The organism is Achromobacter sp. PD1 (genome assembly GCF_048541815.1).
Taxonomy (GTDB): Bacteria; Pseudomonadota; Gammaproteobacteria; order Burkholderiales; family Burkholderiaceae_B; genus Achromobacter; species Achromobacter bronchisepticus_A.
Genome location: NZ_CP183349.1, coordinates 2378281 through 2392140 on the forward strand (window position 1 = coordinate 2378281; position 13860 = coordinate 2392140).

13 protein-coding genes and 1 pseudogene are annotated in these 13860 nt (G+C 68.2%); 9 read left to right on the forward strand and 5 right to left on the reverse strand.

Annotation, left to right across the window (positions count from 1 at the left end):
• Nucleotides 1-89: 89 nt before the first annotated feature.
• A complete protein-coding gene (locus ACM1PE_RS11235) occupies nt 90-542 on the reverse strand; it encodes a MarR family winged helix-turn-helix transcriptional regulator (protein ID WP_059379717.1) in 453 nt (150 codons plus the stop codon).
• An 80-nt stretch (nt 543-622) separates the two neighbouring features.
• Here ACM1PE_RS11235 and ACM1PE_RS11240 point away from each other — a divergent pair, with 80 nt between their 5' ends.
• On the forward strand, nt 623-2410 hold the full coding sequence (locus ACM1PE_RS11240; protein ID WP_306632727.1) for a chloride channel protein: 1788 nt from the start codon (nt 623-625) through the stop codon (nt 2408-2410).
• Here ACM1PE_RS11240 and ACM1PE_RS11245 read toward each other — a convergent pair.
• Nucleotides 2396-3289 carry a LysR family transcriptional regulator gene (locus ACM1PE_RS11245; protein ID WP_419343288.1) on the reverse strand — a complete coding sequence of 298 codons (894 nt, stop codon included), beginning with the start codon at nt 3287-3289 and terminating at the stop codon, nt 2396-2398. The genes ACM1PE_RS11240 and ACM1PE_RS11245 overlap by 15 nt on opposite strands.
• A gap of 130 nt (nt 3290-3419) precedes the next feature.
• Between ACM1PE_RS11245 and argC the strand changes: the two genes are divergently transcribed.
• The gene (gene argC / locus ACM1PE_RS11250; protein ID WP_419343289.1) at nt 3420-4352 is read left to right on the forward strand and encodes an N-acetyl-gamma-glutamyl-phosphate reductase; all 933 of its coding nucleotides are present in this window, start codon (nt 3420-3422) and stop codon (nt 4350-4352) included.
• 19 nt (nt 4353-4371) lie between these two features.
• On the opposite strand, the gene ACM1PE_RS11255 is transcribed toward argC, so the two are convergent.
• Entirely contained in the window at nt 4372-5271 is a 900-nt protein-coding gene (locus ACM1PE_RS11255; protein ID WP_251880281.1) for a LysR family transcriptional regulator, read from the reverse strand.
• Nucleotides 5272-5402: 131 nt separating this feature from the next.
• Here ACM1PE_RS11255 and ACM1PE_RS11260 point away from each other — a divergent pair.
• The 4 genes and pseudogenes from ACM1PE_RS11260 to ACM1PE_RS11275 form a co-directional block, all read left to right on the forward strand.
• A pseudogene (locus ACM1PE_RS11260) lies at nt 5403-6974 on the forward strand (ATP-dependent acyl-CoA ligase); the annotation flags it as partial.
• 36 nt (nt 6975-7010) lie between these two features.
• On the forward strand, nt 7011-8324 hold the full coding sequence (locus ACM1PE_RS11265) for an MFS transporter (RefSeq protein ID WP_059379722.1): 1314 nt from the start codon (nt 7011-7013) through the stop codon (nt 8322-8324).
• Complete coding sequence (locus tag ACM1PE_RS11270) at nt 8321-9469, forward strand: thiolase family protein (RefSeq protein WP_419343290.1); 1149 nt, start codon at nt 8321-8323, stop codon at nt 9467-9469. The genes ACM1PE_RS11265 and ACM1PE_RS11270 overlap by 4 nt, the downstream gene beginning before the upstream one ends.
• Nucleotides 9466-9789 (forward strand): zinc ribbon domain-containing protein, encoded by a 324-nt coding sequence (locus ACM1PE_RS11275; protein ID WP_419343292.1) that lies wholly within the window; start codon nt 9466-9468, stop codon nt 9787-9789. The genes ACM1PE_RS11270 and ACM1PE_RS11275 overlap by 4 nt, the downstream gene beginning before the upstream one ends.
• Before the next feature lie 12 nt (nt 9790-9801).
• Here ACM1PE_RS11275 and ACM1PE_RS11280 read toward each other — a convergent pair whose 3' ends face one another.
• Complete coding sequence (locus ACM1PE_RS11280) at nt 9802-10632, reverse strand: prolipoprotein diacylglyceryl transferase family protein (protein ID WP_419343293.1); 831 nt, start codon at nt 10630-10632, stop codon at nt 9802-9804.
• Nucleotides 10633-10878: 246 nt separating this feature from the next.
• Here ACM1PE_RS11280 and ACM1PE_RS11285 point away from each other — a divergent pair, with 246 nt between their 5' ends.
• The 3 genes from ACM1PE_RS11285 to ACM1PE_RS11295 all read left to right on the forward strand — a co-directional run bounded on the left by ACM1PE_RS11285 (nt 10879) and on the right by ACM1PE_RS11295 (nt 13244).
• Nucleotides 10879-11670 carry an amino acid ABC transporter substrate-binding protein gene (locus tag ACM1PE_RS11285; RefSeq protein ID WP_118931983.1) on the forward strand — a complete coding sequence of 264 codons (792 nt, stop codon included), beginning with the start codon at nt 10879-10881 and terminating at the stop codon, nt 11668-11670.
• Nucleotides 11671-11815: 145 nt separating this feature from the next.
• Nucleotides 11816-12469, forward strand: coding sequence for an amino acid ABC transporter permease (locus ACM1PE_RS11290; RefSeq protein ID WP_054454544.1), 654 nt, complete (start codon nt 11816-11818; stop codon nt 12467-12469).
• Between the two features lie 22 nt (nt 12470-12491).
• Entirely contained in the window at nt 12492-13244 is a 753-nt protein-coding gene (locus ACM1PE_RS11295; protein ID WP_118931984.1) for an amino acid ABC transporter ATP-binding protein, read from the forward strand.
• 62 nt (nt 13245-13306) lie between these two features.
• Here ACM1PE_RS11295 and ACM1PE_RS11300 read toward each other — a convergent pair whose 3' ends face one another.
• Nucleotides 13307-13717, reverse strand: coding sequence for a hypothetical protein (locus ACM1PE_RS11300; protein WP_419343294.1), 411 nt, complete (start codon nt 13715-13717; stop codon nt 13307-13309).
• Between the last annotated feature and the right edge of the window lie 143 nt (nt 13718-13860).

Here is a 13860-nt window from a genome sequence, read left to right on the forward strand (position 1 = left end):
GATCTCCTCGCGCATCGATATGTCGCGGGGCGACAATTTATCACGCGAGGCAAGGCTGCGCTGCATAAGCTTATGCAGCAGGACGTGGATCAGGCGTTGCCGGAGTCGTCGCCGATGCGGGTCAGCAGGCGCGTCAGCAGCGGGCGCATGGCGCGCAATTCTTCCAGGTGCGAGGCGGAGAGGTCTTCGAGCATGCGCTCGGCCTTTGCGGTCAGCACGACCTCGACGCGGCGACCGTCTTCGGGGTCCGCCTCGCGGCTGACCAGGTCCAGGCGCGCCAGTCGGCCCACCAGTTCGGCGGCGGTGTGCGGGCGGATCAGGAGGCGTTCGGCGATTTCGCCGACATACAGGCCACGGCGGCCGGGGGCGTTCTTGCGGGTGCCCTTGATGGCGAGCAGGGCCTGGTGCTGCTGCGGCATCAGGTCCAGCCCGGCGGCGGCGTTTTCGCTGAAGGCGGCAAAGCGGCGCAGCGCATAGCGGAAGTCGGCCAGGAGCTCGTAGTCCGTGGCGGTCAGCTGGGGTGGGGGCGGGGGCGGTTTCACCTGGTCGATTCTAATATATGTCGTGATACGATATATATGACATTTCGCAAATCCCTGCGCAATTCTTCCCGTCTTCGAACATGCCTCCCACTTCTTCCTCCGCCCGGGCCGCGCTGCGCCTGGGCGACTTCACCACGGACAAGCGCGTGGTCCTGCTCATGGGGCTGGCCATCCCGGTCGGCCTGGCCAGCGTGGCCGCGGCCTGGGCCTTGCTGCGGCTGATCGCGCTGTGCACCAATCTGGCCTACCACCACCAGTTCTCCTTCAAGGACCAGCCCATCACGACCGGCCATCTGGGCCTGGCTTCCGTCGCCATTCCGGTCGTGGGCTGTCTCATCATCGGCCTGATGGCGCGCTACGGTTCGGAGAAGATCCGCGGCCACGGGATTCCGGAAGCGATGGAAGCCATCCTGATCGGCAAGAGCCGCATCCAGCCCAAGGTGGCGGTGTTGAAGCCGGTGTCGTCGGCCATCTCCATCGGCACGGGCGGCCCGTTCGGCGCCGAAGGCCCGATCATCATGACGGGCGGCGCCATCGGTTCGCTGTTGGCGCAGACCATCCACCTGGACGACGGCGAGCGCAAGACCCTGCTGGTGGCCGGCGCGGCCGCGGGCATGACGGCGATCTTCGCCACGCCCTTGGCGGCGGTGCTGCTGGCGGTCGAGCTGCTGCTGTTCGAATGGAAGCCGCGCAGCTTCCTGCCGGTGGCGATGGCGGCGCTGGTGGCTGCGGCCACGCGCGCATTCGTGCTCGATGGCGGCCCGATATTCGCGTATTCGGGGTCGCTGCCGTTCACGCCCGCGCACCTGCTGGCCTGCGCGGCCGTAGGCGTGCTGGCCGGGCTGGGATCGGGCGTGCTGACGTCCATGGTCTACGCCGCCGAGGACCTGTTCGAGAAACTGCCGCTGCACTGGATGTGGTGGCCGGCCTTCGGCGGCCTGGTGATCGGCCTGGGCGGGCTGATCGAGCCGGCGGCGCTGGGCGTGGGCTACGACAACATCCGCCATCTGCTGGCGGGCGATCTGGCGTTCCAGGCCGTGCTCCTGCTTCTGGCGGTCAAGGTCATCATCTGGTCCGTGGCGCTGGGTTCGGGGACCTCGGGCGGGGTGCTGGCGCCGTTGCTGATATTCGGCGGCGCGCTGGGCGCGTTGGCCGCGCCGCTGCTGCCGCAGGCCGACCCGGGCTTCTGGGCGCTGCTGGGCATGGCCGCGATGATGGGCGGCACCATGCGCGCGCCGCTGACCGCGACCCTGTTCGCGGTGGAGCTGACCGGCGACATGGGCGCGCTGCTGCCGGTGCTGGCGGCCTGCGTGTTCGCGTACGGGATGACGGTGCTGCTGCTCAAGCGCTCGATACTGACCGAGAAGATCGCGCGGCGCGGCCATCACATCAGCCGCGAGTACCGCGTGGATCCCTTCGACCTGCTGCGGGTCAGCCAGGTGATGACCACGCCGGTCCAGACGCTGCCGGCCGATTGGACGGTGGCGCAAGCCATCGCGCATTTCACGACGGCGCAGCCGGTGCACACCAGCTATCCGGTGCTGGATGCCGAAGGCGCGGTGGTGGGTGAAGTCACGCGCGCGGACACGCTGGCCTGGGCCATCGACGACGAGCAGACCGGGCGCACGCTGGGGGAAGCGCTGCAAGGCCGCGACCTGGTGTACGGCCATCCCGAGGAACTGGCCAGCCAGATCGCCGACCGCATGGCGCTGACCGGCGCCGGCCGCATACCGATTCTTGACCGGGCCAACGGCCGGCTGGTCGGCATCGTGGGGCGCAAGGACCTGTTCCGCTCGCGCGCGCGCCGGCTGCGCGAGGAAAGCCAGCGCACCGCGTACTTCCGCCGCACGCCCTCAGCGGGCGGGTGAGGCGCGAAGCTCCCACAACACGTCCAGCACGTGCTGGGTGGCTTGTTCCACCTGCCCGGCGCGGTGCGCGATGCCCAGCGGGCGCCAAAGGGCCGGCCGCAGCGCGCGCATCTGGATGCGCGGATCCGGCTGCGGCGCGGTGGCCTCGTGCGGCAACAGGGTGGCGCCGTAGCCCGCGGCCACCAGGCTCTTGATGGCGTCGTTGTAGTTCAGCTGGATGCGGGCGCGCGGGTTCAGCCCGGCGGCGGCGAACCATTCGCCCGTCAGGCGCGACAGCCGCGTGCTGGCGTCGTTCAGGATGAGCGGCCGTTCGGCCAGCCAGGCCGGCGTCAGGCGCGCGGGCGCTTTCCATCCGGCGGGCAGGAAGGCCATGACCGGGTCGCGTCGCCAGGGGCGCAGCACCAGGCCTTCCAGCGGCGGCTGGGGCAGGGCCACCAGGCCCACGTCCAGCGAGCCGTCGGCCAGGCGCAGCAGGGTTTCCTGCGAAGTCAGCACGGCCACCTGCACGTCGATGCCGGGATGGTTGCGCCCCAGCGTTTCCAAAGCCTGCGGCAGCAGATGGGCAATGGCGCCGGTGGAGGCGCCCAGCCGCACGCGGCCGGACAAGCCCTGCACCTGCCGCTGCACGTCGTCCAGCGCCTGGTCGGCATCGGCCAGCAGGCGGCGCGCGCGTTCCAGCAGGGTTTCGCCGATGGCGGTGGCGCGGACCTGGCCGCGCTTGCGCGTGAGCAGCGGCGCGCCGATGCGCGCCTCCAGGTCGGCCACGTGCAGGCTGACGGTGGGCGGGGCCAGATGCAGCGCGCGCGCCGCATCTGCGAACGAGCCCAGGTCGGCGATGGCAACCAGGGTGCGCAGGCGGTCCAGGCTGATTTCACGCATGGCGGTTTCGTTCAGGAAAGCTGAATTGGATAGTCATGATATTCGACTTTTGTTATCTGGCTTCCAGTCCGATGATGGAGTCCTGCGCCCGGAACCTTCCGGCGCCCCTTTGATCCAGGACGCAAGCGCCATGACCCAACCTCTAGTTTTCATCGACGGCGACCAGGGCACCACCGGCCTGCAGATCCACGAACGCCTGCACGGGCGCACGGATCTGCGGCTGCTGACGCTGCCCGAGGCGGAACGCAAGGACCCGCAACGCCGCGCGCAGGCGATCAACGGCTGCGACATCGCCATCCTCTGCCTGCCGGACGAACCGGCGCGGCAGGCCGCCGCGTCCATCGTCAATCCCGCGGTACGGGTGATAGACGCCAGTTCCGCCCACCGCACGACGCCGGGCTGGGTCTATGGCTTTCCGGAAATGAACGCGGAACAGTCCGGGCTGATCGCCCAGGCGCGGCGCGTCAGCAACCCCGGCTGCTATCCCACGGGCGCGGTCGCCTTGCTGGGTCCGCTGCTGCGGGCGGGGCTGGTGCCGGCCGACTACCCGGTAGTGGTGCACGCGGTGTCCGGCTATTCGGGCGGCGGGCGCGCGGCGGTGGACGCCTACGAAGCCGCGGACGGCGCGCCGGGACCGGCGTTCCAGCTCTATGGCCTGGGCCTGGCGCACAAGCACACGCCCGAGATCGAGCGGCATGCCGGCCTGACGCAGCGGCCGGTGTTCGTGCCAGCCTATGGCGCCTATCGCCAGGGCATCGTCCTGACGGTGCCGCTGCAGCTGCGCCTGCTGCCGGCGGGCGTGGACATGGAGCGCCTGCACGCCTGCCTGCAGCAGCATTACAAGGGCGCGCACCACGTGCAGGTCGTGGCGCCGCAGGACGCGGCCGCCCATACGCACCTGGATCCGCAGGCGCTCAACGGCACCAACGACCTGCGTCTGGCCGTCTACGGCAATGCGCAGCACGGACAGGTACTGCTGACGGCGGTGTTTGACAACCTGGGCAAGGGCGCGTCGGGCGCGGCGGTCCAGAACCTGGACCTGATGCTGGCCGCGATGCGATAAGCGCCGCGCCTGGGCGGGCTCAGGCCGGGTCCGCCAGCGTTTCCACCACCAGGCGGCGCAGCCAGACGGTGCCCGGGTCGCTTTCGAAGCGGGCGTGCCAATGCACGGTCACGGACAGGGGCGGCAGCGCGATCGGCAGCGGGCGTATCTGGAACGCGTCGTCGTGGTTGAACCAGATCGCGGCCCGCAGCGGCAAGGTCATGGTGAGATCGGTGCGCCGCACGATCTCGGCCGCCGCCGAGAAATGCGGCAAGGTCAGATACGGCCTGCGCGGCAGGCCGGCCTCGCTCAGCACATCGTCCAGCAAACGGTGGGCGCTGGCGCGCGAGGCCACCAGGATGTGGTCCAGGCGCTTGTACTGGCTGCGCGTCAGGCCCGTCGACAACACCGGATGGCCGCGCCTGCCCATGCAGGTGTAGCGTTCGCTGAACAATTCCGCATGGCAGGTTTCGCTGCCCAACCCGGCCAGGTTGCCGATGGCGAGATCGACCTCGCCTTCTTTAAGAGCCTGCGGCAGCCGTTCCAGCGGGATCTCCAATACTTCCACCTGCAGGCGCGGCGCCAGGGCGTGCACGCGTTCCATCAGCGACGGCAGGAACACCATTTCACCGATATCGGACATGGACAGGCGAAAGCGGCGGGTGCTGCTGGCGGGCTCGAAGCGCTGCCGCAGGCTGACCGCCTCCGCAAAGCTGTTCATGCCGCGCTCGATGGGGTCGGCCAGGGCAAAGGCGACCGGCGTGGGCTGCATGCCGGACGCCGTGCGCGCGAACAGGGGATCGTCGAACTTTTCGCGCAGGCGCGCCAGCGCGTAGCTCACGGCGGGCTGCGTCAGGTTCAGGCGCTGCGCCGCGCGCGTGACGCTGCGCTCCTGCAGCACGGTCAGGAAAACCCGCATGAGGTTGAGATCAAAATCCACGCATGCCTCTCATATCAGCTTGATTTATAAGATAAATAATATCCATAAATTTGACATATAAATAGTTGATTCCTAGACTAATTTCATAAGGCTGGGGCAACGCTTGCCGAGGGCCGCAACAAAGGGGAAGCACCGCCATGCATGCGTTGACACTGCCGTCGTTGTTGCTGGAGCAGGGCGCCCGATGGGGCGAGCGCACATGGGTACAGGCGCCGGGCGGCGCGCTGCGTTACGGCGATGCTCCCGGGCATGCGGCGGCCTGGGCCGCGCGCCTGGCCCAAGCCGGGATCGCCCGGGGCGACCGGGTCGGGCTGATGGCCGGCAACCGGCATGAGTTCCTGTCCATCGTGCTGGGCTGCGGCTGGCTGGGGGCGGTGGTGGTGCCTATCAACACCGCGTCGCGCGGCATGCAGTTGCAGCACATCCTGGCCAACAGCGGTTGCCGCTTGCTGGTGGCCGACGCCGCGTCCTGTCCGGCGCTGGCCGCACTGGACATGCAGCCTCTGGCCTTGAACCGCATCTGGCTGTTGGACGGCAATGCCGACGCGCTGCCGGTGCACGCGTGTCCGCCTCCTCCTGCGCCGGACGCGCCGCTCCCGCCGGCGGCCGACCTTGGGCCGGGAGATACGCTGGCCATCCTGTACACCTCTGGCACGTCAGGCCTGTCCAAGGGCGTGTGCTGTCCTCATGCGCAGTTCTATTGGTGGGGCAGGATCGCCGCGCGCAACCTGGAAATCGTCGAGAGCGACGTGCTCTACACGAGCCTGCCGCTCTTTCACACCAATGCCCTGAACGCCTGCTTCCAGGCCCTGGTCACGGGCGCGACCATCGTCTGCGACGAGCGTTTCTCGGCCAGCCGCTATTTCGACCGGCTCGAGGCCACGGGCGCCACGGTGACCTATCTGCTGGGCGCCATGGTGCCCATGCTGTTGGCGCAGCCGCCTGCCGCAGCCGAACGGCGCCAGCGCGCGCGGATCGCGCTGGCGCCCGGGGTGCCCGAACGCTTCCATGCGGCGTTCGCCGAACGTACCGGCATTGCGCTGCTGGAAGGCTACGGCTCCACCGAAACCAATTTCGCGCTGGGCGGCATGCTGGCCGAGCAACGCCCCGGCACGATGGGACGGGCCGCGCCTGAGTTCGACGCGATGGCGGCCGACGAGCACGACGCGGCGGTGCCCGACGGCACGCCGGGCGAATTGCTGCTGCGCGCACATGTGCCATATGCCATCGCCACAGGCTATTTCGGCATGGATGACAAGACGGTGGAAGCCTGGCGCAACCTCTGGTTCCACACGGGCGACCGGGTGGTGCGCGATGCGGACGGCTATTTCCGCTTCCTGGACCGCACGAAGGATGCCATCCGCCGGCGCGGCGAGAACATTTCCTCGTACGAGGTGGAGCAGGTGCTGCTGGCGCATCCGGCGGTGGCTGCCGCGGCGGTCTATGCGGTGCGTTCCGATCTGGCGGAAGACGAGGTCATGGCGGCGCTGGTCTACAAGACCGGGCAGGCCATCGCGCCCGAGGCGCTGCTGGACTTCTGCCAGCCTCGCATGCCGTATTTCGCCGTGCCGCGCTATCTGCGCGTGCTGGAGGATTTGCCGCGCACCGAGAACGGCAAGATCCGCAAGTTCCGCTTGCGGGATGAGGGCATTACCGGCGACGCCTGGGACCGCGACGCCGTCGGTTATCGCGTGGCGCGCTGAGCGTCATCAATCCATTCAAACAGACTAGGGGCGGCAATGACGATGGCATACAAGGGAGCGGCCGCGGCCGCTGGCGACGATGCGCGCAGAAAGCGCACGCGGCGCGTGGTGATGGCGTCCGTCGCGGGCAACGCGATGGAATGGTATGACTTCTTCATCTACGGCACGGCGGCGGCGCTGGTGTTTGGCGAACTGTTCTTTCCCAAGGGCACCGACCCGCTGCTGGGCACCATGGGGGCGTTTGCCGGCTTTGCGGTCGGCTTCCTGGCGCGGCCGCTGGGCGGCGTGATCTTCGGTCATATCGGCGACCGCTACGGCCGCAAGCTGGCGCTGGAATGGACCCTCGGCCTGATGGGCGCCGCGACCTTCCTGATCGGGCTGTTGCCCACCTATGACCAGGTCGGCTTCTGGGCGCCGGTGGCCATGGTGGTGCTGCGCATCCTGCAAGGCGCGGCCGCGGGCGGGGAATGGGGCGGCGGCGTGCTGCTGATCAGCGAGGCGGTCGGAGGCAAGCGCCGCGGCTACTTCTCTTCCTTCAGCCAACTGGGCGTGGCGGGCGGCTTCGTGCTGTCCTCGGGCGTCTTCATGCTGGCGCAGCAGTTGCCGCAAGAAGCCTTCATGAGCTGGGGCTGGCGCCTGCCGTTCCTCTTGAGCGTGCTGATCTTCGGCGTGGGCTTGTACATCCGCAAGCACATCCCGGAAAGCGATGAGTTCGTGCAAGCCGCCAAGACCGCCAAGCGCGGCATGCCGGCAGTCGAAGTGTTCCGCCGCTATCCGCGCCAAGTGTTTACCGCGATGGGTCTGCGCGTGGCCGAGAACGGCGGGTCGTACATCTTCCTGGCGTTCGCGCTGGCCTATGGCAAGTTCCTGGGCATTCCCAACGACGTCATGCTGGGCGGCGTGCTGGTGTCGATGTTCATCGAGCTGGGCACGCTGGTCTGGTTCGGCCACCTGTCCGACCGCATCGGGCGGCGCACGGTGTACCTGATCGGTTCGGCCGGCCTGGTGCTGGTGGCCTTCCCGTTCTTCTGGCTGGTGCAGACCAAGGAGCCGGTATGGATATTCCTGGCCTTTTTCCTGGGCAACACGGTCTGCCACGCCGCGATGATCGGCACCCAGCCGGCGTATTTCGCCGAACTGTTTCCTGCAGAGGTCCGCTACACCGGACTGGCGCTGGGGCATGAACTGGCGTCTGTCTTCGCTGGCGGCCTGTCGCCGCTGATCGCCATGGCGCTGCTGCGCAAGTATGAATCGGCGACCCCGGTGGCGTGGTTCCTGGTGGGCATGGCCGCGGTCACGGTGTTGACCTTGTTGCTGACGCGCGAACCGCCGCGGCAGGAATCGGCATGAGCGCGGCGCGCGGCCCGGGCATCGTAGGCGTGGGCGAAACGCCTTCGTTGCGCCATCCCGGCCCGGGGACCAGCACGGCCGGCCTTATGGCCGAGGCGATCGCGCAGGCGCTGCGCGGCGCAGGGTTGGAGCCCGGCGATGTGGACGGACTGGGCGTGGCTTCATTCACGTTGCGCCCCGACCGCGCGATCGATCTGGCGTGGCGTCTGGGACTGCGGCTGAACTGGTGCATGCAGGACGAGATGGGCGGCGCCAGCGCCATCAATCTGTTGCGCCAGGCCTGGCTGGCGTTGCAAGCAGGGCAGGCCGAGACCATCGTGCTGGTCGCGGGAGACCATTTCACGGGCGCCGATTTCGCGGGGCTGGTGCGGGGCTATAACCGCAGCGCGCAGGACTATCTCAGCCCCCTGGGCTGCGAGGGTCCGAACCCCTTGTTCGCCATGCTCACGCAGCGGCAGATGGCGCATACCGGCCTTGCCCGGGAAGACTATGGCGCGCTGTGTGTCGCGCAGCGGCAATGGGCGGCCGGCAATCCCAACGCGGCGTATCGCGAGCCCATGAGCCTGGCGCAGTACCTGGCCGCGCCCATGGTCGCGCCGCCGCTGGGACGCCTGGATTGCGTGCCGGTGGTCAGCGGCGCTTGCGCGTTGGTGCTGAGCGCGCGTCCGGCGGGAATCAGCGTGCGGCTGCTGGCCAGCGATGCCCGCTATAACGACGACCAGCAGGAAGGGGACGGGCTGCAGACCGGCATCGCGGCGTTCGCGCCTGCGCTCTGGCAGCGCGCGGGCCTGGGGCCGCAAGACATGGATGTGCTCAGCGTGTATGACGACTATCCCGCCATGGCGCTGGCGCAGCTGTGCGATCTGGGCGTCGCCAGCGTGGATGACTTGCCTGGCTTCATCGCGCGCCGCCTGGCCTCGCGTGACTTGCCCGTCAACACCGCGGGCGGCCAACTGTCCGCCGGGCAGGCGGGCACCGCCGGCGGCATGCATGGCCTGGTCGAAGTGGCGCGCCAATTGCTGGGGCAGGCAGGGGAACGGCAGGTACGCGGCGCGCGCCACGGCGTGGCTACCGGCTACGGCATGGTGCAGCTGCGCTACGGCATGTGCGCCAACGCCGCGGTGCTGGCGCGGGAGGAAGCATGAGCGTCAACGTCAGCCTATGCAGCAGCTGCGGCCATCTGGTCTATCCCGTGCGGCTGTGGTGCCCGGCTTGCGGCCATGGACAGGCGCGCGCGGCGGCGGTGGAGCAGGCGGAGTTGCTGGCCTGGACCGAGTTGCCGTCGCGGGACGGTGCACCTGCCGCAGTCATTGCCACGGTCCGGGCGCTGCCCGCGGGACCGGTCCTGGTCGTCCGGTTGGAAGAACCGCCCACCCATGCAGGCCAGCTCCTGTCGCTATTCGAACGCGATACGGACGGGCGGCCCTTGCCGTGGGCCCGCCTTGTGGCCGAGCCGCGGTCCTGAAGCGCTCTTGGGTCAATCGCCGCTGGCCGGCGCCTGGATCGCCTCCAGGCGCTGGGCCAGCGAGGCCGCCGACAGCTCGCCCACGCGCAGGTCGACCAGCCGTCCCCGGGCATCCAGGAACAGCGTGGCGGGCAGGCCGCGGTTGCTCATCTGGCGCGAGGCCGCGCCTGCGGGGTCGAGCAGCACGTTGCGCAGCGTCGGCGCGTGTTGCGCCAGGAACGCCGTGACGTCCGGCGGCGCCTCGGCCTGGTTCAGGAAGACAAAATTCACATTGGGATGCGCCGCTTGGGCCGCGGCGAAGGCGGGCATTTCGCGGCGGCAGGGCGGGCACCAGCTCGCCCACAGATTGATGACGGTGGGCTTGCCCTGGTAGGCCGCCAGCGCCGCGGGTGCGCCGTCCAGCTGGCGCAAGGCCAGCGCGGCCAGTTCGGGCTGGGCCTGCGGCGCGGGCGCCAGCCAGCGGCCGCCGCCTATCCAGATCGCGCTGGCCAACGCCAGCGCGCCCAGCAGCGCGGGCCGCGGCGCCTGGCGGCGCAAGGCCGCGTACAGCGCGTAGAGCCATGCCGCGGCAAGCCCGGCCATCCCGGCCCAGCCGCCATCGCGCAGGTCCAGGATCCGGAGCGGATTCTCGATGAAGTGGGCCTGGTACTGCCAGACGAAGCCCAGCCGGGCGACCACCAGGCCGATGATCAACGCCCGCCAGAGCACCGTGCCCATATCGGGCCGGGGCTGTAGCTTGCGGGTGAATATCCTGGCGGCCAGCAGCCCGACGGCGGCGGCAACGATTAGGACCAGCAGGTCCGAGGGAAAGACGAGGGGACCGATACGGATGGCGGGTGTCATGCGTGAACCTGGGACTGGGGGCGTGGATCAGGCCGCTTGCGGCAGCTTGGTCGGCGCCTGCGCGATGCGGTGCAACTGGAGCGGTCGTGCGCGTTGATGTGCTGCGAGGTTGCACCAACGGGCGCGGATTGGCAAATCACTCCGGGGGACGGATCTCACTCCCGCAAGAGGATAAAATACCGGCTCGCGGCTTTTTGACTGGCCATTCCGGCATTCTTCATTCTTGCGCCCGGCGCATCCATAACGATGAAAAAACTGACAGCTGTACTCCTCGCTTCCGCCACCGCGCTGCTCACGGCTTGCGGCCCCAGCGACAATGCGCCCGCCGCCGGCGCGCAGGCGCCTGCCGCCGCCAAGAAGGTCGTGGTCGGCCTGGATGACAACTTCCCGCCCATGGGTTTTCGCGATTCGAACAACCAGATCGTCGGTTTCGACATCGACATGGCCAAGGAAGCCAGCAAGCGCCTGGGCCTGGAAGTGGAGTTCAAGCCCATCGACTGGAGCGCCAAGGAAGCCGAACTCAACGGCAAGCGCGTCGACGTGCTGTGGAACGGCCTGACCATCACCGAAGAGCGCAAGAAGAACATCAGCTTCACCGCGCCCTATATGGCCAACCACCAGATCATCATCGTCGGCAACGCCTCGCCCGTGAAGGCCAAGGCTGACCTGGCCGGCAAGGTCGTGGGCGCCCAGGACGGCAGCAGCGCCACCGACGCCATCGCCAAGGACCCGGTCGCGGCCCAGATCAAGGAAGTGAAGAAGTTCGGCGACAACGTCACCGCGCTGATGGACCTGGCCGCCGGCCGCCTGGACGCCATCGTGGTGGACGAAGTGGTGGGCCGCTACCTGATCAGCAAGCGCGCCGGCGAATACCGCGTGCTGGACGAGAACTTCGGCACCGAAGACTACGGCGTCGGCGTGCGCAAGGACGACACCGAGCTGCTGGGCAAGCTGGACAAGACCCTGGATTCGATGAAGCAGGACGGCACCGCCGGCCGCATCGCCACCCAGTGGTTCGGCGCCAACATCATCAAGTAAGGGGCGGGCGGCGTCCGCGGCCATTCGGCGCGGGCGTCCCGGCCTGTATTTCGCAGCCCGCCGCGGCGCCAAGGCGCCAGGCGGGCTTACTCATGAATCGATCCAGCCCCGGCGTCCACCGACGCTGACGGCGCGAACCCACTGCATGGACTACGTTCTCTCCCTATTGGGGCCATTGGCGCAAGGCGCGAAAGTCACCCTGACGCTGTTTTTCATCACGCTGGCGCTGGCCGTCCCGCTGGGCCTGGTGCTGGCGCTGGTGCGGATCTCCAAATGGCGCCTGGCCAGCAGCCTGGTCAACGGCTATATCTGGCTCATGCGCGGCACGCCGCTGATGCTGCAGATGCTGTTCATCTACTTCGCGCTGCCGTTCGTGCCGGTGATCGGGATCCGCCTGCCGGACTTTCCGGCCGCCGTGGTGGCCTTCGCGCTGAACTACGCGGCCTATTTCGCCGAGATCTTCCGCGCCGGCATCCAGTCGGTGGACCGCGGCCAGTACGAGGGCAGCAAGGTCCTGGGCATGACCTATCTGCAGACCCTGCGCCGCATCGTGCTGCCGCAGATGGTGCAGCGGGTGCTGCCGCCCATGAGCAACGAGACCATCACCCTGGTCAAGGACACCTCGCTCATCTACGTGCTGGCGCTCAACGACATCCTGCGCACGGCGCGCGGCATCGTGCAGCGCGATTTCACGACCACGCCGTTCCTGGTCGCCGCCGCCTTCTATCTCATCATGACGCTGATCCTGACGTGGTTCTTCCAGCACATGGAAAAGCGCTATGCCAAATATGACCAGTAATTCTCCGTCCGCGCGTCCCGTCATGATCGAGGCCCGCGAAATCATCAAGTCGTTCGGCCCCAACCGCGTGCTGGACCGGGTATCGCTCAGCCTGGGCCAGGGTGAAGTGGTCGCGGTGATCGGCCCGTCCGGCTCCGGCAAGAGCACCTTCCTGCGCTGCCTGAACCACCTGGAAACCATCGACGAGGGCAGCATCGAGGTCGAAGGCGAGGCCATGGCCCGCGCCGTGCCGGGCGGACGCAGCCAGTACGCCAGCGACGCCGACGTGCGCCGCATCTGCCGCAAGATGGGCATGGTGTTCCAGTCGTTCAACCTGTTCCCGCACATGACCGTGCTGCAGAACATCATCGAGGCGCCCATCACCGTCAAGGGCATGACCCGCGCCCAGATCGTGCCCAAGGCCGAAGAGCTGCTGCGCAAGGTGGGCCTGCTGAACAAGCGCGACAACTACCCGACGCGCCTGTCCGGCGGCCAGAAGCAGCGCGTGGCGATCGCGCGCGCGCTGGCCATGGAACCGGACATCATGTTGTTCGACGAACCCACCTCGGCGCTGGACCCGGAGTTGACCGGCGAAGTGCTGCGCACCATGAAGCAGCTGGCCGACGAGCGCATGACCATGCTGGTCGTCACCCATGAAATGGGCTTTGCGCGCGAAGTGGCTCACCGGGTCATCTTCATGGACGAAGGCCGCATCATCGAGGAAGCGCCTTCGGCGGACTTTTTCCGCGCTCCGCAAGAGGCGCGCAGCCGCGAGTTCCTGGCGCACATGCTCTGAGGCGCCGGCGTCGCAGGAAAAAGCCCGCTCAGGCGGGCTTTTTCATTTCGCAAACACTCCTGTCACTGCCGGGCGATGCCCAAGGACGAGCGGACCGTCTCTGCAATGAGCGCAAAAGGCAGCTTCTGGGCACTGCGCGGGAGCTTGGCGGAAGTGAAGCCGTCGGCCAGCCAGCCCTGCAGGGCTTGTTCCGGACGCTCTTGCGGGGAGGCCGCCGCCACCGCCTTGGGCACGGAGATGGCAAGCAGCAAGGACTCCTTCTTCGCGTAGTACCTGGCGCTGGAAGAAAAGCCTTGTGGTCCGTAGTCGGTGATGCTGCCGCCGATCCACAATTCGACGTCGAGGGTCCGCAGGCCGGCGACGGACAGGTCGGCCAGGGCGGACTTCAGCTTCGGCCGAAGCTGGACGATGCTGGCGAGCCAGGCGACGCCGGCCTCGGGCCCGCCCATTCTGCCACTCAAGGAAACTTCCATCGAAACTCCTGAAAAGGCGCGCCGGTGTACGGGCTGCGTCGCGCTATCGTCGCACGCCAGCGGGCCATGATGGGCGCTTGAGATTAACGCATCACCGAGGCGGTTCCGGGTGCGGACCGGGGCGCCACGGGCTAAGATCTGTA